Raw genomic sequence first — 17,803 nt, 5'->3', positions numbered from 1 at the left:
GTGGAGCTGCATGACAAGGTCATCGGGCATTATCTGAACATAAAACACTATCAGTAAGTTGGAGTCATTACCCGGATCTCATTAATAATCTGCATTGGTGTTTTGCCATAATATCGTTGAGTCGCTCGCGTCAAATATTCCTGTGATTTGGCTGACAACGTCACCATATTCTCCAGCGCCGATTCACTAAACTGCTCTTTATCATGCATCTTTTCTACCGTACTTTTCAGCCACTACGGTACATCATCAATCACCTGTTCTTCGCGGTAATGACGTAAACGGTTAATGACATAAAAAGTAACCATCTCAACAAACTCTTCCAGCCCTGTTTCGCGGAAATTTAATGAAGAAATCACTGTTTCCACATAGGTGAGAAAAGCGTTATTGGTCCGGTATACCTGCGAAGCAACAAAGCAATAAGGCAACAACGGCAGGTAATGCTGCTCAAAAAAGCGTTTACTGATCCCAACGTTCAATATGCGCGTGGCACCAAACTCATAAAAACTTTGATGGTGCGAACCTAACGGAATAAAAACAAAATCGCCCCGTTCCAGTAACACGCGCTTACCGTTAATCTCCTGGAAATAACGCCCGGTTAATACCAGAGTAAATTCATAATAGTCGTGCTGATGCAGTCCGCTGATACTCTCAGTTTTGTTATAGATAAACACATGGAAGTTTTTGCCATTAAACAACTGCTGTTCTCGGGCAGTGGCAATTTCCGGCGCGTTAATCACTGGCTGCATCATCGACTCCTTATGCCTTCAGTTTTTCATGAAGCTCAATTAATTCAGTAATCAGTTCACGCGCAAGCATGGACGTCATTAAATGATCCTGAGCGTGGACCAGCACCAGACTCACTTTCATCTTACCTTCGCCCGCATCGCCTTCAATCAGTTTCGTCTGTACCAGATGCGCTTCATTCAATGCCATCCGTGACTGATCCATCATGGCTTTCGCTGCGGCAAAATCGCCCTGCTTCGCCTGTTTCAATGCGGCATACGCCAGGCTACGCGCTTGTCCAGAGTTGATGATAAGCCCCATCACCACTTCTTCCAGCTCTTCAGCTTCTGTTTGCGTATCAGGAATATTATCGAGATCCATCATACATCGTTCCTCTCTCTTCTTACCGGCAAGATTACCCGTACCGGCATCGATTAAAATTTCAGGGGTTAGCGATATCTTCTTCGCTCTCTTCTTTATCAATCGCATTTTGTGCTTTGTTAGCCACCACAACAAAGGGCAGATAAATTAACGTTGCGATGCCAAGGTTGAAGAGTGCGACCAGCAATGCGGCGACGCTACCGTTGGTGTTAAAGAAGGCTCCCAGACCGGTTGGCATGGTCCACGGTGCAATATTGGTCACCGGAGGAATGATGCCCATGTAGTACGCTGCGAGGGTGATTGCCGCCAGAATCGGTTGTACCAGTACAAACGGGATAAACATCACCGGGTTCATGATAATTGGCAGACCAAACAGAATCGGTTCGTTAATCTGGAAGATGCCGGACGGCAGCGCCAGTTTTGCCACCTGACGATAATCAGCACGGCGAGAGGCGATAAAGATAGCCAGGATCAGGCCTAAAGTCGCACCACTGCCCCCAAGGAAAATAAAGGAGTCCAGCATCGGCTTGGCCCAGATATGGAAGGTCTTACCGGCTGCCAGCGCCGCTTCGACGGAACCATATTGCTGATAGGTCGCGATATTTTCCAGCGCCCACGGCGTCATAATGCCGTTGTCCAGTGCGGTCAGCGCCAGCGCGCCATGAATACCGAAGAACCAGAGCAGTGGAACAAAGATCACATAGGCCCAGCCCACCACGCTACCCAACGATGCCAGTGGGGTTGAGATGGTATCCATAATGATCTGATGGAAGTTGGTGCCCCAGGTATTCAACGCCCAGGCAATAATCCCCATCACGGAAAGAATAATAAAGCCGGGAATTAATGCCGAGAAAGAACGCGATACTGAAGCAGGTACGCTGTCGGGCAGTTTAATGACCCAATTGCGGCGGACAATAAAGGTAAACATTTCTGCCACCACCAGGCCAATAATAATCCCGGAGATGATATTCGCCCCACCTAACCAGTTTGCGCCAACCGCATAGGCCTCACCGACACTATATGGGGTGACGGTCATAAATGCTGCAACGGATAACAACCCAGCCGCCAGCGCATCGACTTTACGCTCTTCTGCCAGCGCCATGCCAATAAAGAACGGTGCCATTAAAGACATTATTCCTAATGTTCCGTTATATACGTTGCCGCCAATACCTTTCAGACCATTAAGTGTTTCAATGGTTGAGGCGTCGAGGCGAATACCTAAGGAATAAAAAACGACCCCTCCCCAAAGCTTAGAAAAACGTTGTTAATTAATACAAACATGGCCCCCGCAAGGGTTAACGGCATTAAGCGAATAAAGCCATTTTTGATTGCATTAACGTGTGGCTGCTTTCCTATTTTAACTGCAAAAGGGAGGAGTACCTTTTCAAGCGATGCAATAACATTACTCATAGAAAAATACCCTTAAAAACCGCAATTTAAATATTACGGTATTGATTTATGAAATAACTCTTTGACGGGAAAATTTAAAATAAATTAATTTGCTGCGGCTTTTTTAATCGCTGCAACCGCAGCCTTAAGCACGCCTAAACCATCGACTTTGCCATAAAGCAGCGAGTCAATTACTTCAACCGGTTTGTTGGGTAACAAACGCTGGATTTCGGGCAACATATAAGCAATCTGCGGCCCTAATAACACGACATCGGCATTCTGACCTTTTTCACCAGCCAGTGTTTCCGGAAATGCTTCAATAATGACCGGAACTTCATATTTTTCTGCCTGTGCGCGCATTTTTGATACCAGTAAAGAGATAGACATGCCCGCAGAACAAAACAGATAAATGTGTTTCTTTTCCATAAAACTGCCCTCATCGACGATTATCTGTCAGCCAGACACTCCGCAAGCCTTGACCTGCTTCCATGCTCTGGGTAACTTGCGAAACCAACATGACTTTTTTTGTGGCTGAAAGGAGTATACGGTATAGACCTGAGCAATAGTATTTCTTTGACCTTATAAATTGTTTCTCCTTGACCTGTGGTTATGACCCTCTTCACATTTCGGGCAAATAATTCGCGAAGATAATTAAGAACTCAGGCCAAAAAAAACCGGCGCAATGGCCGGTTTCCGTTGTTACTCAAGCTTTCAGACGAATTGATTACTTCGCAGCCTGTGGATCAGTGTCGTATTCAGCACAGGTCTGATAACCGGAGTTGATGACATGTCCGGTATCATCTAACGCGACAAAGTAGGTTTCTGCTTTACCATCACGTTGACCCAGGATGTAGGTCTGGCAAGTACCGCGAGCATGGATCATGCTCACTTCAGACGAAGGTTTACCCGCAATTTGTGCAACCTGCGCCCGGCTCATGCCTTTTTTGACGTCTTTCACCACAGGCTGTACAAACTGGTCTTTGGTACGATCATAAGCTGTACAACCCGCCAGCATGGTTAATACCGCCGCTGCACTCAGAATTCCTGCCATATTCTTGTTCATATTCCGTCCTCTTGTTTATCAGCGTGTTAGATAAGCCTGGAATACATTGGGCGCTTTTTCAAGCCCGTGAACGAAACGGCTCCGCTTTCAGAGGATTCCTGTATGACGTTTTAACCACCATTCAGCCCGCTGTCGCTTGTCGTTTCAGTAGCAACGGGTTAGCTTTAAGGAAGTTTTGTCTTTTCTGTCTGGAGGGGTTCAATGACATTGCAACAACAAATAATAAAGGCGCTGGGCGCAAAACCGCAGATTAATGCTGAAGAGGAAATTCGTCGTAGTGTCGATTTTCTGAAAAGCTACCTGCAAACTTATCCGTTCATTAAATCACTGGTGCTCGGGATCAGCGGCGGTCAGGACTCCACGCTTGCCGGAAAGCTGTGCCAGATGGCGATTAATGAGCTGCGCCAGGAAACTCGCAACGAATCACTGCAATTTATTGCCGTACGCCTGCCCTATGGTGTTCAGGCTGACGAACAAGATTGCCAGGATGCCATTGCCTTTATTCAACCGGATCGCGTATTAACCGTTAATATCAAGGGCGCGGTATTGGCTAGCGAGCAGGCATTGCGGGAAGCAGGCATTGAACTGAGCGATTTTGTCCGTGGCAATGAAAAAGCGCGTGAGCGGATGAAAGCACAATATAGCATTGCGGGTATGACCAGCGGTGTCGTGGTGGGCACCGATCATGCAGCAGAAGCCATTACCGGATTCTTCACTAAATATGGTGACGGCGGTACGGATATTAATCCGCTGTATCGTCTCAACAAACGCCAGGGTAAACAGTTACTGACGGCATTAGGTTGCCCGGAACACCTTTATAAGAAAGCCCCAACTGCCGATCTTGAAGATGATCGCCCTTCTCTGCCAGATGAAGTGGCACTCGGCGTGACCTATGACAATATCGACGACTATCTGGAAGGGAAAAACCTACCTGAACAGGTCGCCAGAACAATAGAGAACTGGTATCTGAAAACCGAACATAAACGCCGTCCGCCAATTAACGTTTTCGATGATTTCTGGAAAAAGTAATAATTTGCACCTATTGGATTGTGCGAAAAAGAGTAATTTGTTCACGCCGGATGCGGCGTGAACGCCTTATTCTACCTACAAAACTATGCAAATTCAATACATTGCAGGAGTCGAATAGGCCTGACAGGCGTAGCACGTCAGACGGTGTAACCTTTGTCATCAACCCGCCTCTTTTTTAATCGCCTCCCGCCTGTTACACTGGATAGATAACCAGCATTCGGAGTCAACAGTGGTACGGCGTTTAACTTCTCCGCGGCTCGAATTTGAAGCTGCGGCAATTTATGAATATCCCGAACATTTACATTCATTCCTTAATGACTTACCCACCCGACCAGGGGTGTATCTGTTTCATGGCGAAAGTGACACCATGCCGCTCTATATCGGCAAAAGCGTTAATATCCGCAGTCGGGTGCTTTCTCATTTACGCACCCCGGATGAAGCCGCCATGCTACGGCAATCCCGGCGAATTAGCTGGATCTGCACCGCAGGCGAAATCGGCGCTCTGCTCCTTGAAGCGCGATTAATCAAAGAACAACAGCCGCTGTTTAATAAACGGTTGCGCCGCAATCGCCAGCTCTGTGCCCTGCAATTAAATGAAAAGCGCGTCGATGTGGTGTATGCCAAAGAGGTGGATTTTTCACGAGCCCCCAACCTGTTTGGCCTGTTTGCCAATAGGCGCGCAGCTTTGCAAGCATTGCAGAGCATCGCTGATGAACAAAAACTTTGTTATGGCCTGTTGGGACTGGAACCGTTAAGTCGCGGTCGTGCATGTTTTCGTTCAGCGCTAAAACGTTGCGCCGGAGCATGCTGCGGTAAAGAGAGCCATGAGGAACATGCGCTACGCTTGCGCCAGTCTCTGGAGCGTTTGCGAGTGGTGTGTTGGCCTTGGCAAGGTGCGGTGGCACTGAAAGAACAGCACCCGGAAATGACTCAATATCATATTATTCAAAACTGGCTGTGGCTGGGGGCGGTTAATTCGCTGGAAGAAGCGACAACGTTAATTCGGACACCCGCCGGGTTTGATCACGACGGTTATAAAATTCTTTGTAAGCCGCTGCTTTCCGGTAACTATGAAATTACTGAACTTGATCCGGCGAATGACCAGCGAGCCAGTTGATTTCACTGAACAACAGTTTACCTTGCGGTTGTAAAAGCCGCAGGGTGTGCCTGCCATCGAACCAGCACACGCCCTGGTCGGTAGTGAGCAGTTTGTCGCCCAGTTGCCACGCCCCGTTAATCACAAACACCACCCCGCCGCGTGAGCCAAAGGTAGTAAACGTACGTTCGGCAATTCTGACTTTCGCCTTACAGACATCCAGGCGCGTCATAATATTGAAATCCATCGACATCTGCCCTGCCGTCAGTTTCGCTTTTACCACCTGGTCCGCCGTAAAGGCAAAAGGCTGTAACGGTTTTAAGGTATGGTTAAAGCGGTCTGCGCTTTCAAGGAGCATCTCGCCGCCTTCCAGCAACGTCACTATCCTTTCCATGCCGGGAAACAAAGAAAACTCCCCATTCGCCGCGATGGATGCAATGCTGGCACGCCAGTAAAAATCACGTTTTGCCGGTGGGAAAGTGCAAATTTCGCGCGTTTCACCGGCAGCGTTTCGCCACAGATTCACCGACATTTTACGCATATCAAAGTATTCCATACTCGCTCCCGGCCCGTTCTTTTCATTGTTATCGTTCAGGTAACCGTGGATGGTTATCGGCAACTCGGGTGATTTACGTTAGTGGTGATCAGGCTTTTTTTACAACTGTTTGAGAAGAGAAAAGAAAACCGCCGATCCTGTCCACCGCATTACTGCAAGGTAGTGGACAAGACCGGCGGTCTTAAGTTTTTTGGCTGAAAGATTATTCAGCAGTTGCAGGCATTTTACCTTTTGCCGCTGGACGTTCTGTCAGACGCTTCTCAAAATTAGCATTAAATTGCTTTTTCTGTTCCGGCGTCAGGATGTTGTAAATTTTGTTCTGGGTTTCCATGTGCGCCAGCATGTTAGCTTTGCGCTGTTCTTCCATTTTTGCGATCTGCGCTTCAGCTTTTGCTTTATCGAAGGTATCGCTGGCAATGATGTCATGCATTGCGCGGCGTTCTTCCAGCGGCGGACGTTTCATCTGGTCACGCTGGCCTTTCATGATTTCGTGGATCTGCTGTTTCTGCGCGTCGGTCAGGTTCAGGTCTTTGAACATCATGTCCTGATGCGGACCGAACTTGCCTTTGTGGTGCATCATCGGCTTCGCGTCAGCCGGTGCTGCGGTAGTGGTGTCTGCGGCATGGGCCAGGTTAGCCGCGCCAAGAGCCAGGGTAGAGGCAACAAACAGTGCAGTTAATTTACGCATATTCTATATCCTTCCTTTCAGTTATTTATTACGGCTTTCTTAAGTAGCGTGCCGTGTTGACGAGATTAACTTTACTGACTTTAGCGTCAATTAATCAGAGCAACGGTAAAACAATGAAAGTGTAAAAAACACTTTTGCGCCAATTATGGAGAAAAAAAGAAAATTTGATGGAGAGTGATGAGAGAATATTACAACACGATGATTTTGCAGAGATTATGAAGAACTATACCGGATGACTGGTGATAAATAAAGCAAATAACCAGGATTAATCTGTATTAATTTATAAGAAAGCAACTTAATACCCGCAGAATGATTTCTGCGGGTAAGTATTAGCTTATTTTTTCGAGCATTAATCCCGCGCGTAATCCCAACGCTACCAACGGATTAGGGAATAACACATACTCTACATCATGGGTTACGGTAAAACGTTCCTCTCCGTCCTGCGCCAGCAATGTTCCTTTCTCAAACGGCATAAAATTCAGCGTGTCACTTGCCATATGCATTTCGAAGGACGGCGAGTGGCGAGTAATTTGCGAAACCACCCGATAACGGAGCGGCGGTGTTCTCACGATACCGACACTCTCACCAGATAGCAGCGCAGCAATTGCGCTGGCAGTTACTGCAAACTGGCGAAGATCGTTTTGCCCAAAGGGCAACGCTTTGCCAAGTTCCAACGTACAGGCCAGCGCGCCAAAATGTCTGACGCTGAAATGGGTAAACGTACCACCAGGCTCCTGATGGAACACCAGCGCCTCCAGCCCCGCCGCACCCAGCCACGTCAGAAATTTCTCGTCCCAGGGAATGTCGCGTTGCGGTAATACACCGAACTGCGGATGCAAGGAGCCACGAATTGCGGTATGTAGATCAAGGTGCCAACGCACAGATTCTTTGCCCTGGTCATAAAAATCTTCCAGGCACTGTTCCAGTTCGCGCGCCCGACAGGTTTCTCCGCTTTCAGCAAATAGCTGCCAACGACCGCCAAACATTCGGTTCATATCGCTATGGCAATAACGTTTCCCTTGCTTCAGCGCAGGAGGATTCCCGAGGATCACCAGCAACCGCCAACGTAACGGGATCTCGCCGTGAGATATCGCGCCAAGCAACGCGTCCAGCATTTCCACAGGTGCCGTCTCATTACCGTGGATCCCCGCAGAAATCACCAGCGCGCCTTGCGGTGGCGTTAATGGCGTCAGTTCCAGCACACCATCGCCCAGCCAGCGCCAGCGAACGCCGTTGATTTCTCGCTCGGTGATAACCGGTTTTTTACCCGTTAAGGTCAGAGCAAGAAAATTATCCATTGCCCCCTCCCTCGCGCTGGAACGGATAAACCGAACCGAGATTCAGTAATTGGCTCAATACATCCAGTGCTTCCCGCCCTTCGCGCAGCAATTGCGGGTCGGCCAGATCGGCAGCAGTAAGACGATCGCGGTAGTAACGATCCACCCAGTCATTGAGCGCATTAAACAAGGTATCGTTCATCATCACCGCCGGATTCACCGCCCGGCGTTCTTCTTCTGTCAATACCACCCGCAACCGCAGGCACGCCGGGCCGCCGCCATTCGCCATGCTTTCACGTAAGTCAAAGACTTTTAGTTCGCTAATCGGGTTGTCAGCGGCAAGGAGTTCATTGAGATAACCCCATACTCCGGCGTGTTCCCGACACTCCTGAGGCAGCACCAACATCATGGAACCATCATCGCGGCTCAACAGTTGGCTGTTAAACAGATAGGTAGACACCGCATCCGACACGGAAACCTGAGTTGCCGGAACTTCTATCGCCATAAAACCGTTCACCCGCGTGCCAGTAACTGTGACTGGCGAGCGAACGCCTGTTGGTGGCAAAACAGCACCTGGCGGTTACTCACGGCAATCACGTCATTATGAAAAACGCTCTGGTCGATAACGTCCGGGTTTTGCTGGGCGAAAATCACCTGTTGGGGATTCACCTGATTAAGCCTTGCCACCGCCTCGCTGGCTTCGCGAGTCTGTCGCGCCGGATAACGGGAAGGCCGGGTATCATTGCCTTCTTCTCGCCCGTAGACAAAAAGTAGCATACCCGGTTCACCGTAATGACCGCCGAGACGATTGTGGTTTGCCGCCCCCTCATCACCGAGCAACGCTACCTGCGGCAACGCCGAATGGACGCTAAATTTCTCTTCGTCCTTAAAAATCGCTTTTAACAGCGATTCAGTGACGGGCGCTTCCAGCGAACGGTGAAATTTATTGTTCAGGTTGGCAACGGTGAGATGCACTTTGCCATCCAGCGTATCGGCAGATGGCGCGATCGTTGCCGCATTGGCTACCCACATTGGCGAAGCGGAACTGACGCTGGAAAGCCAGTGCGGTGCCTGGCGTGCAACTTTTTCCAGTACCTGCTCATCGCTACCACTGAATCCCAACTGACGCAGCACCGGAATAAACGGACGCTCGTGCGGCGGAATCACGGCCTGGGGGAATCCCGCATCGGCAAGGGCTTTCATTTTCAGTAAGCCCTGTTTTGCCGCCAGTCGCGGGTTAGACACCTGAAAACGGTGACGGGTAGAGGCTTCATTACCAAACGACAGGCCCGCGTAATGATGCGTCAGCCCTACCAGCCCGTCGAAATTAACTTCCCAGGCGTTCATCGCACCACCTCATCGGAAAAATCCAGCCCGGGGTTAAGCGTGGCGGGCAATGTTAACGAGTCCGACTCCAGGCTCGCCATAGGCCATGCGCAGTAATCTGCGGCATACCAGGCGCTGGGGCGATGGTTACCGGAAGCACCAATGCCGCCGAATGGGGCGGTACTGGCAGCACCAGTAAGCGGTTTGTTCCAGTTAACAATCCCCGCCCGCGCCTCCAGCAACAGTTGATCGAATTTTTCCCGCTCGGGGGAAACCAGACCGCAAAAGAGTCCGAAGCGAGTGTTGTTCGCCATCCGAATCGCCTCATCAAAAGTATCATAACGCCAGACGCGCAAAAACGGCCCGAACACCTCTTCATCCGGCACACCGCCAACGCCCGTCATTTCAATGATCCCTGGTGTCAGCAACGATGTCCCTGCTTGTAATAAGCGCGGCGCAAGCAGGGTTCGTCCGCCCATCGCTTCCAGTTGCTGCCAGGCAGTAACCACCTGCTGTGCGGCCTGTTCAGAAATCAGCCCGCCAATAAACGGCTGCGGTTCGTCATCCCAGTTGCCCGGCGTTAATCGCTGGCTGACGGCAACCAGACTAGCAAGAAACGCATCGCCCTGCGCTCCGCTTTTGAGCAATAAACGGCGGGCGCAGGTGCAGCGTTGCCCGGCTGTGACAAACGCCGACTGAATGGTCAGATGGACAGCCGCGTCGATATCCGCCACCTCATCGATAATTAGCGGATTATTACCGCCCATCTCAAGGGCGAGAATTTTCTCCGGCTGACCGGAGAGCTGGCGATGCAGCTGGTAGCCGGTATTGGCGCTACCGGTAAACAGCAAACCGTCGAGATCCTCCAGCGCACTCAGCGCCTGACCCGTTTCACGCCCGCCCTGCACCAGGTTCAGCACGCCCGGCGGCAAGCCAGCCTGCTGCCATAAACGCATTACCGCTTCGCCACTCCACGGTGTCAGTTCGCTGGGTTTAAAGATAATGGTGTTACCTGCCAGCAATGCCGGAACGATATGTCCGTTCGGCAAATGACCAGGGAAATTATACGGCCCAAACACCGCCAGCACGCCGTGCGGGCGATGTCGCAGGCTCGCCGCACCGTCCGGCATTTCACTACGCTGCTCGCCGGTACGAACGTGATACGCCTTAATTGATATCGCGATTTTATTGATCATCGCCGTCACTTCGGTTGCCGCTTCCCAGCGCGGCTTACCCGTTTCTCTGGCAATAATCGCGGTTAATTCGGCTTTATTGCTTTCCAGCAATCCGGCAAAGCGTTCGACAACGACCTGACGTTCAGCCAATGAGAGCCGCGCCCAGCGCGGAAACGCCGCACGGGCTGCCCGACAAGCCTGTTCGACCTGAGCGGCATCGGCATCATTGCCTTGCCATAACACCTCGCCCGATACCGGATTACGCTTCACACGCGATGCGCCCTGGCCCGTTATCCAGTCACCGTTAATCCATAAAGTCATGCTGTTTTCTCCTCTGCGCACAGGCGCACCAGACGAACGCGATCCCCTGCGTGGCATTTGAGGGCATCCAGTTGTGCGGCGGTTAAAATCAAACGCTCGGTTGCCGGATCGGTACGCGCCAGCACCACGCGGAAATGGTGATAATTTTCATTGGCGACCAGGCAGGCCGGAAAATCGCCCTGCGCAGGCTGCCCTTCTGCCACTTCCACCAGCCGACTTTTACGGATGGCGCGCACGCGGTCGATGTCACACTCAAGCGTTGGCCCGCCGTCGAAGATGTCGATATAGTTGCGGTAACGAAAACCTTCTTTCTCCAGCACCGCGCGGGCAGGCGCGGTTTGCGGATGTACCTGACCGATGACGTCCTGGGCTTCCTGGGATAAAAAGTGGGTATAGATCGGATGTTTCGGCATCAGTTCTGCAATAAATGCCTTTTGCCCGGTGCCGCAGAGAAAATCGGCGCGGCTAAAATCCATCGAAAAGAAGCGTTTACCGAGGCTTTGCCAGAACGGTGAATAGCCGTGTTCGTCAATCACCCCGCGCATTTCAGCAACCACTTTGTCATTAAACTTGTCGCGAAAAGCCGCCATAAACATAAAGCGCGATTTCGACAGCAAATAGCCGTTGCCCTCTTTGCGCCAGTCCGGGTCGAGAAACAGCGTGCACAGCTCGCTGCTGCCGGTGTGATCGTTACTAAGAAACAGCGTCGGCAATGCGTTATAGACATTCAGCTCTTTTGAGGCGTGAACCAACGTGCCGACGCGATAGTTGTACCAGGGATCGTTCAGCCCAACCGCCACCTCAATAGCGCAAATCCCCGCCACGGTGCCTGTCTCGCTATCTTCCAGCACGAACACATAGCCCTGCTCGCTTTTGGGCAGTTCACCTTGCCAGGTTTTGATTGCCCTTTCGATACGCGCCGAAAGCGTGGCTTCATTGGCGGGAAGCGACGTCAGGCCGCCGCCCGTTTTGCTGGCAAGCTGCATCAGCGCCGAGACATCTGAGCGCTCAACGGGACGGATGACCATCATGATGAACCTCGGCTAACAAAGTGTTCGCAAGCAGCTGCAAAGCGATCCAGTCCGGTCGTCACCTCTTCTTCGCTGACATTGAGCGCAGGCGCAAAACGCACCACGTTGCCACCCGCAATCAGTACCATCACGCCTGCTTTCGCCGCTTCCAGAGAGATCTGTTTCGCTTGCCCGGCGTAATCGGCATTCAGTACACAGCCAATCAACAAACCTAAGCCGCGAACTTCACTGAACAAACCATAGCGGTGATTAATAGTATTAAGACGCTCAACAAACCAGTCGTGACGCTGTTTAACGCCATTAAGCATCTCTGGTGTGTTGATGAGCTCCAGCACTTTGCCTGCTACCGCCGAGGCCAGCGGATTACCGCCATAGGTGGTGCCATGAGTGCCAACGGTCATCACGCGGGCGCACTCTTCGGTTGCCAACAACGCACCGACCGGGAAACCGCCGCCCAGCGCTTTGGCGGTGGTTAACAGATCGGGCGTCACGCCGTAGTGCATATAGGCATACAGCTCACCAGTGCGCCCGACGCCGGTTTGTACCTCATCAAAAATCAGCAAGGCATTGTGGCGGTCACACAATTCACGCAGACCTTGTAAAAACGCGTTGCTGGCTGGCACCACACCGCCTTCGCCCTAGATGGGCTCGACAATCACCGCACAGGTGGCGTCGTCAATCAGCGCGCTGGCAGAGTTAATATCGTTATATGCAGCATGACGAATATCCGCCGGCAGTGGCGCAAAATCCTGTGAATAGGCTGGCTGCCCACCCGCACTGACAGTAAACAGCGTGCGACCATGAAACGCATTTTTGAACGCCACGATGCCACTCTTATGGCTGCCGTAGCGGTCGTGAGCGAATTTACGCGCCAGTTTTAGCGCCGCTTCGTTGGCTTCCGCACCGGAGTTACAAAAGAAGACGCGATCGGCAAACGTGGCGTCGATCAATTTTTTCGCCAGTCGCAGTACCGGCTCGTTGGTGTAACCGTTGCCGGTATGCCAGAACTTACTCGCCTGTTCGTTCAGCGCTTCACGCAGTTCCGGATGCGCATGGCCCAGCGCGTTCACCGCAATGCCACCCGCGAAGTCGATATACTCTTTCCCCTGCTGATCCCACAAGCGCGAACCTTCGCCACGTACCGGTATAAAGGGTGCCGGAGCGTAAACAGGTATCATCCATTCATCAAAGTTTTCACGCGTAATTGGCTGAGACATAGCGACCTCTACAGTAAATAATTCGTTATTTGTATGTTAACAATAAGTAATGTTTGCGCTGTAAATGTAGATTGCAGGGTTCGTGCCAGCCAGTGATAAAAGTGCATAAACGGCGGAGGCTAACTGGAAATCAAGGAGTTATAACCAAACCATATGCATTTAAAGTGCATATAAAGTGAATACGTTTGCGATGTGGGTGAATAAAAAGAATAAAAAACGCAATGTTATGCAGAAGTAAAATATAATTCTAGAATTGTGATCATTGACGAAATTTACTGGAAATTACTGCGCCATTCTGACGCAGCGCGCACCAAAAGCGGGCATTTTTTGCGCCATCGTTGACATCATTAACAACCATCGATCAAATCACTTAACAACAGGCGGTAAGCAACGCGAAATTCTGCTACCATCCACGCACTCTTTATCTGAATAAATGGCAGCGACTATGAAATTTGTCTCTTTTAATATCAACGGCCTGCGCGCCAGACCTCACCAGCTTGAAGCCATCGTCGAAAAGCACCAACCGGATGTGATTGGCCTGCAGGAGACAAAAGTTCATGACGATATGTTTCCGCTCGAAGAGGTGGCGAAGCTCGGCTACAACGTGTTTTATCACGGGCAGAAAGGCCATTATGGCGTGGCGCTGCTGACCAAAGAGACGCCGATTGCCGTGCGTCGCGGCTTTCCCGGTGACGACGAAGAGGCGCAGCGGCGGATTATTATGGCGGAAATCCCCTCACTGCTGGGTAATGTCACCGTGATCAACGGTTACTTCCCGCAGGGTGAAAGCCGCGACCATCCGATAAAATTCCCGGCAAAAGCGCAGTTTTATCAGAATCTGCAAAACTACCTGGAAACCGAACTCAAACGTGATAATCCGGTACTGATTATGGGCGATATGAATATCAGCCCTACAGATCTGGATATCGGCATTGGCGAAGAAAACCGTAAGCGCTGGCTGCGTACCGGTAAATGCTCTTTCCTGCCGGAAGAGCGCGAATGGATGGACAGGCTGATGAGCTGGGGGGTGGTCGATACCTTCCGCCATGCTAATCCGCAAACAGCAGATCGTTTCTCATGGTTTGATTACCGCTCAAAAGGTTTTGACGATAACCGTGGTCTGCGCATCGACCTGCTGCTCGCCAGCCAACCGCTGGCAGAATGTTGCGTAGAAACCGGCATCGACTATGAAATTCGCAGCATGGAAAAACCGTCCGATCACGCCCCCGTCTGGGCGACCTTCCGCCGCTAATTTAGCAGCTCTCCTGGCTCAAACTGGGTCAGGAGAATTAACCTTGAGAAAAATCAACAAACTGTCAGTAATGATTTGTTGCCTGCCGTCCTTTGTTATACCGTCACTGCGTTTTTAGTTGTCTGACCACTTCTCTATTATCAAGTTTGATATAGGAAACTCCACGATGAACGCTGAGCGTAACTTTCTGTTTGCCTGTCTTATTTTTGCGCTGGTCATTTACGCTATCCACGCTTTCGGTTTATTCGATCTGCTCACCGATTTACCCCACTTACAGACACTCATTCGCCAGAGCGGATTGTTCGGTTATAGCCTCTATATTCTGTTATTCATCAATGCCCCCCTCTTTCTGTTACCAGGAAGCATACTGGTGATCGCTGGAGGAATAGTTTTTGGCCCGCTCTTAGGGACACAACTCTCATTAATTGCCGCAACGCTGGCCTCCTCGTGCTCATTCCTGCTGGCGCGCTGGCTGGGACGTGATTTACTGCTGAAATACGTGGGCCATAGCCATACCTTCCAGGCCATTGAAAAAGGCATTGCGCGTAACGGTATTGATTTTCTTATTCTGACCCGCTTAATCCCGTTGTTTCCTTACAATATTCAAAATTACGCTTACGGATTCACCACCATCGCCTTCTGGCCTTATACCCTTATTTCGGCACTCACGACCCTGCCCGGTATTGTTATTTATACCGTGATGGCAAGCGATCTCGCCAATGAAGGCATTACGCTGCGCTTTATTTTACAACTCTGTCTGGCGGGCCTGGCGCTGTTTATTCTCATCCAGCTCGCAAAACTACTCTACGCCCGACACAAACATGTGGATCTGTCTGCTTCGCGCCGCAGCCCACTTACTCACCCAAAAAATGAAGGATAGAACGATGTCGCAACATTATTCAGTGTCATGGAAAAAAGGACTGGCTGCACTCTGCTTACTGGCTGTTGCCGGGCTTAGCGGCTGCGATCAAAAAGAGAATGCGGCGGCAAAAGTGGAATACGACGGACTTTCGAACAGCCAACCGCTGCGCGTCGATGCCAATAACCATACGGTAACCATGCTGGTGCAAATTAATGGTCGTTTCCTCACCGACGACACTCGTCACGGTATTGTGTTTAAAGATGGCTCCAACGGACATAAATCGCTGTTTATGGCTTATGCGCCCCCGAAAGCATTTTATGAAGCCCTGAAAGAGGCAGGTGGTACGCCGGGCGAAAACATGACGATGGATAATAAAGAAACGACTCATGTCACAGGCAGCAAACTGGATATTTCGGTCAACTGGCAAGGGGCGGCAAAAGCGTATTCCTTCGATGAAGTGATTGTTGACAGTAATGGCAAGAAACTGGACATGCGCTTTGGCGGTAATTTAACGGCAGCAGAAGAGAAGAAAACGGGTTGCCTGGTGTGTCTGGATAGCTGCCCGGTCGGCATCGTCAGCAATGCAACATACACTTATGGTGCGGTGGAAAAACACGGCGAAGTGAAATTCAAAGGCAATGCCTCAGTTCTCCCGGCGGATAACACGCTGGCAACGGTTACCTTTAAAATCACCGAATAAAGCCAAGATAAAGGATGATGAAGATACAATCGCGTAAAATCTGGTACTACCGTATAACCCTCATCATCCTGTTGTTCGCTATGCTGCTCGCATGGGCGCTGCTTCCCGGCGTCCATGAGTTTATCAATCGCAGCGTTGCGGCGTTTGCCGCCGTGGACCAACAGGGTATAGAACGCTTTATTCAGTCTTACGGCGCACTGGCGGCAGTTGTCTCGTTCTTGTTGATGATTTTACAGGCCATTGCTGCACCGCTACCTGCGTTTTTGATCACCTTTGCCAATGCGTCGCTGTTTGGCGCGTTCTGGGGCGGCTTGCTGTCGTGGACCAGTTCGATGGCCGGCGCGGCGCTGTGCTTTTTTATCGCCAGAGTGATGGGCCGCGAAGTGGTGGAAAAATTAACCGGCAAAACCGTGCTTGACAGTATGGACGGCTTTTTCACTCGCTACGGCAAACACACCATCCTGGTCTGTCGGTTATTGCCTTTTGTCCCTTTCGATCCAATCAGCTATGCTGCCGGTCTGACTTCAATACGTTTTCGCTCGTTTTTTATCGCCACCGGGCTTGGTCAATTACCGGCGACTATTGTTTATTCCTGGGCAGGCAGCATGTTAACAGGCGGTACTTTCTGGTTTGTCACCGAACTGTTTATTCTGTTTGCCCTGACCGTGGTGATTTTTATGGCGAAGAAAATATGGCTTGAGCGCCAGAAGAGGAATGACTGATGGGTTTACCGCCGCTTAGCAAAATTCCTTTCATTTTACGTCCGCAGGCGTGGCTGCATCGTCGCCATTACGGCGAGGTGCTAAGCCCGATTCGCTGGTGGGGGCGGATCCCGTTTATCTTTTATTTGGTGTCAATGTTTGTTGGGTGGCTGGAGCGCAAACGCTCACCGCTCGATCCGGTAGTGCGATCGCTTGTCAGCGCGCGCATTGCGCAAATGTGCCTGTGTGAGTTTTGCGTGGATATCACCAGTATGAAAGTCGCCGAGCGTACCGGCAGCACCGATAAACTGCTGGCAGTGGCTGACTGGCGGCAAAGCCCGCTCTTTAGCGATGAAGAACGGCTGGCGCTGGAGTACGCCGAAGCCGCAAGCGTCACACCGCCAACAGTCGATGATGCCCTGCGTACCCGACTGGCTGCGCATTTTGACGCTCAGGCGCTCACCGAACTGACGGCATTGATCGGCCTGCAAAACCTGTCGGCTCGTTTTAATTCTGCCATGGACATTCCCGCTCAGGGGCTGTGCCGTATTCCGGAAAAACGTTCTTAAGGAGGGAAGATGCGCCATTGTGGGTGGTTGCTGGGATTGTTATCGCTGTTTTCTTTGGCAACACATGCCAGTGACTGGCAGGAAATTAAAAATGAGGCCAAAGGGCAAACCGTCTGGTTTAACGCCTGGGGCGGCGATACCGCAATTAACCGCTATCTCGACTGGGTTAGCGGCGAGATGAAAACCCATTACGCTATAAACCTGAAGATTGTTCGTCTCGCGGATGCCGCAGACGCGGTGAAGCGCATTCAGACCGAAGCTGCTGCCGGTCGTAAAACGGGCGGCTCGGTGGATCTGCTCTGGGTGAACGGCGAAAACTTCCGCACCTTAAAAGAGTAATGCCAGTCAGTTAAGCAACTGACTGGCATTACTCTTTTTCGGGGCTGTGGGGTATTTCCAGGGCCTCTCCTTTACCACTCTCGGGAAGGCCCTTCCCCTTCTCGTCGG

General features: G+C 51.0%; 17 protein-coding genes and 5 pseudogenes. 9 read left to right on the top strand and 13 right to left on the bottom strand.

What is annotated here, in order from left to right:
• The gene (locus ABZJ92_RS15815) at positions 1-57 is read left to right on the top strand and encodes an IS1 family transposase (protein ID WP_003032489.1); all 57 of its coding nucleotides are present in this window, start codon (positions 1-3) and stop codon (positions 55-57) included.
• Between the two features lie 11 nt (positions 58-68).
• Here the strand turns inward: ABZJ92_RS15815 and chbR are convergent.
• The 5 genes and pseudogenes from chbR to osmE all read right to left on the bottom strand — a co-directional run.
• A pseudogene (chbR, locus tag ABZJ92_RS15810) lies at positions 69-749 on the bottom strand (transcriptional regulator ChbR); the annotation flags it as partial.
• Between the two features lie 7 nt (positions 750-756).
• Positions 757-1,107 carry a PTS N,N'-diacetylchitobiose transporter subunit IIA gene (chbA, locus tag ABZJ92_RS15805; RefSeq protein ID WP_000968919.1) on the bottom strand — a complete coding sequence of 117 codons (351 nt, stop codon included), beginning with the start codon at positions 1,105-1,107 and terminating at the stop codon, positions 757-759.
• A gap of 58 nt (positions 1,108-1,165) precedes the next feature.
• A pseudogene (chbC, locus tag ABZJ92_RS15800) lies at positions 1,166-2,514 on the bottom strand (PTS N,N'-diacetylchitobiose transporter subunit IIC).
• A gap of 84 nt (positions 2,515-2,598) precedes the next feature.
• Positions 2,599-2,919: a PTS N,N'-diacetylchitobiose transporter subunit IIB gene (gene chbB / locus ABZJ92_RS15795; protein ID WP_000412158.1), complete on the bottom strand. Its 321-nt coding sequence runs from the start codon at positions 2,917-2,919 to the stop codon at positions 2,599-2,601.
• Between the two features lie 298 nt (positions 2,920-3,217).
• Complete coding sequence (gene osmE / locus ABZJ92_RS15790; RefSeq protein WP_001039044.1) at positions 3,218-3,556, bottom strand: osmotically-inducible lipoprotein OsmE; 339 nt, start codon at positions 3,554-3,556, stop codon at positions 3,218-3,220.
• 201 nt (positions 3,557-3,757) lie between these two features.
• Here osmE and nadE point away from each other — a divergent pair, with 201 nt between their 5' ends.
• Together nadE and cho are read left to right on the top strand one after the other, a co-directional pair.
• Positions 3,758-4,585, top strand: coding sequence for an ammonia-dependent NAD(+) synthetase (nadE, locus tag ABZJ92_RS15785; protein WP_000175045.1), 828 nt, complete (start codon positions 3,758-3,760; stop codon positions 4,583-4,585).
• A 229-nt stretch (positions 4,586-4,814) separates the two neighbouring features.
• On the top strand, positions 4,815-5,702 hold the full coding sequence (cho, locus tag ABZJ92_RS15780; RefSeq protein WP_000252351.1) for an excinuclease Cho: 888 nt from the start codon (positions 4,815-4,817) through the stop codon (positions 5,700-5,702).
• On the opposite strand, the gene ves is transcribed toward cho, so the two are convergent.
• The 7 genes and pseudogenes from ves to astC form a co-directional block, all read right to left on the bottom strand.
• Positions 5,662-6,237: an environmental stress-induced protein Ves gene (gene ves / locus ABZJ92_RS15775; RefSeq protein WP_005084340.1), complete on the bottom strand. Its 576-nt coding sequence runs from the start codon at positions 6,235-6,237 to the stop codon at positions 5,662-5,664. The genes cho and ves overlap by 41 nt on opposite strands.
• A 202-nt stretch (positions 6,238-6,439) precedes the next feature.
• The gene (gene spy / locus ABZJ92_RS15770) at positions 6,440-6,925 is read right to left on the bottom strand and encodes an ATP-independent periplasmic protein-refolding chaperone Spy (RefSeq protein WP_001228978.1); all 486 of its coding nucleotides are present in this window, start codon (positions 6,923-6,925) and stop codon (positions 6,440-6,442) included.
• A gap of 329 nt (positions 6,926-7,254) precedes the next feature.
• Positions 7,255-8,223 carry a succinylglutamate desuccinylase gene (gene astE, locus ABZJ92_RS15765; protein WP_000368511.1) on the bottom strand — a complete coding sequence of 323 codons (969 nt, stop codon included), beginning with the start codon at positions 8,221-8,223 and terminating at the stop codon, positions 7,255-7,257.
• A pseudogene (astB, locus tag ABZJ92_RS15760) lies at positions 8,216-9,549 on the bottom strand (N-succinylarginine dihydrolase). The gene astE and the pseudogene astB overlap by 8 nt, the downstream one beginning before the upstream one ends.
• Complete coding sequence (gene astD / locus ABZJ92_RS15755) at positions 9,546-11,024, bottom strand: succinylglutamate-semialdehyde dehydrogenase (protein WP_000177221.1); 1,479 nt, start codon at positions 11,022-11,024, stop codon at positions 9,546-9,548. The pseudogene astB and the gene astD overlap by 4 nt, the downstream one beginning before the upstream one ends.
• Positions 11,021-12,055 carry an arginine N-succinyltransferase gene (gene astA / locus ABZJ92_RS15750; protein WP_000989414.1) on the bottom strand — a complete coding sequence of 345 codons (1,035 nt, stop codon included), beginning with the start codon at positions 12,053-12,055 and terminating at the stop codon, positions 11,021-11,023. The genes astD and astA overlap by 4 nt, the downstream gene beginning before the upstream one ends.
• Positions 12,052-13,272 (bottom strand): annotated as a pseudogene (gene astC, locus ABZJ92_RS15745) (succinylornithine/acetylornithine transaminase). The gene astA and the pseudogene astC overlap by 4 nt, the downstream one beginning before the upstream one ends.
• A gap of 445 nt (positions 13,273-13,717) precedes the next feature.
• On the opposite strand from astC, the gene xthA reads away from it, so the two are divergent.
• The 6 genes and pseudogenes from xthA to ABZJ92_RS15715 form a co-directional block, all read left to right on the top strand.
• A complete protein-coding gene (gene xthA / locus ABZJ92_RS15740) occupies positions 13,718-14,524 on the top strand; it encodes an exodeoxyribonuclease III (RefSeq protein WP_000673920.1) in 807 nt (268 codons plus the stop codon).
• 166 nt (positions 14,525-14,690) lie between these two features.
• On the top strand, positions 14,691-15,404 hold the full coding sequence (locus ABZJ92_RS15735; RefSeq protein WP_024259236.1) for a TVP38/TMEM64 family protein: 714 nt from the start codon (positions 14,691-14,693) through the stop codon (positions 15,402-15,404).
• Positions 15,405-15,408: 4 nt separating this feature from the next.
• Complete coding sequence (gene ydjY / locus ABZJ92_RS15730) at positions 15,409-16,086, top strand: lipoprotein YdjY (protein WP_000077934.1); 678 nt, start codon at positions 15,409-15,411, stop codon at positions 16,084-16,086.
• Between the two features lie 14 nt (positions 16,087-16,100).
• Positions 16,101-16,808: a TVP38/TMEM64 family protein gene (locus ABZJ92_RS15725; RefSeq protein WP_000975811.1), complete on the top strand. Its 708-nt coding sequence runs from the start codon at positions 16,101-16,103 to the stop codon at positions 16,806-16,808.
• Positions 16,808-17,356: a carboxymuconolactone decarboxylase family protein gene (locus ABZJ92_RS15720; protein WP_000524080.1), complete on the top strand. Its 549-nt coding sequence runs from the start codon at positions 16,808-16,810 to the stop codon at positions 17,354-17,356. Before ABZJ92_RS15725 ends, ABZJ92_RS15720 begins: the two co-directional genes overlap by 1 nt.
• A 9-nt stretch (positions 17,357-17,365) precedes the next feature.
• A pseudogene (locus ABZJ92_RS15715) lies at positions 17,366-17,692 on the top strand (ABC transporter substrate-binding protein); the annotation flags it as partial.
• Between the two features lie 9 nt (positions 17,693-17,701).
• Here the strand turns inward: ABZJ92_RS15715 and ABZJ92_RS15710 are convergent.
• Positions 17,702-17,803, bottom strand: a 102-nt coding sequence (locus ABZJ92_RS15710; RefSeq protein WP_250543920.1) for a hypothetical protein, incomplete at its 5' end; no start/stop codon positions are given.

Source organism: Shigella sp. FJ200513 (assembly GCF_040495915.1).
In the GTDB taxonomy this organism is placed as follows: Bacteria; Pseudomonadota; Gammaproteobacteria; order Enterobacterales; family Enterobacteriaceae; genus ECMA0423.
This window is presented reverse-complemented; position numbering and strand designations above follow the sequence as displayed.

Excerpts from the sequence above, each read along its gene's own strand:
- chbA (WP_000968919.1), bottom strand. The coding sequence starts at position 1,107 with ATGATGGATCTCGATAATATTCCTGATACGCAAACAGAAGCTGAAGAG.
- chbB (WP_000412158.1), bottom strand. The coding sequence starts at position 2,919 with ATGGAAAAGAAACACATTTATCTGTTTTGTTCTGCGGGCATGTCTATC.
- osmE (WP_001039044.1), bottom strand. The coding sequence starts at position 3,556 with ATGAACAAGAATATGGCAGGAATTCTGAGTGCAGCGGCGGTATTAACC.
- nadE (WP_000175045.1), top strand. The coding sequence starts at position 3,758 with ATGACATTGCAACAACAAATAATAAAGGCGCTGGGCGCAAAACCGCAG.
- ves (WP_005084340.1), bottom strand. The coding sequence starts at position 6,237 with ATGGAATACTTTGATATGCGTAAAATGTCGGTGAATCTGTGGCGAAAC.
- spy (WP_001228978.1), bottom strand. The coding sequence starts at position 6,925 with ATGCGTAAATTAACTGCACTGTTTGTTGCCTCTACCCTGGCTCTTGGC.
- astE (WP_000368511.1), bottom strand. The coding sequence starts at position 8,223 with ATGGATAATTTTCTTGCTCTGACCTTAACGGGTAAAAAACCGGTTATC.
- astD (WP_000177221.1), bottom strand. The coding sequence starts at position 11,024 with ATGACTTTATGGATTAACGGTGACTGGATAACGGGCCAGGGCGCATCG.
- astA (WP_000989414.1), bottom strand. The coding sequence starts at position 12,055 with ATGATGGTCATCCGTCCCGTTGAGCGCTCAGATGTCTCGGCGCTGATG.
- xthA (WP_000673920.1), top strand. The coding sequence starts at position 13,718 with ATGAAATTTGTCTCTTTTAATATCAACGGCCTGCGCGCCAGACCTCAC.
- ABZJ92_RS15735 (WP_024259236.1), top strand. The coding sequence starts at position 14,691 with ATGAACGCTGAGCGTAACTTTCTGTTTGCCTGTCTTATTTTTGCGCTG.
- ydjY (WP_000077934.1), top strand. The coding sequence starts at position 15,409 with ATGTCGCAACATTATTCAGTGTCATGGAAAAAAGGACTGGCTGCACTC.
- ABZJ92_RS15725 (WP_000975811.1), top strand. The coding sequence starts at position 16,101 with ATGATGAAGATACAATCGCGTAAAATCTGGTACTACCGTATAACCCTC.
- ABZJ92_RS15720 (WP_000524080.1), top strand. The coding sequence starts at position 16,808 with ATGGGTTTACCGCCGCTTAGCAAAATTCCTTTCATTTTACGTCCGCAG.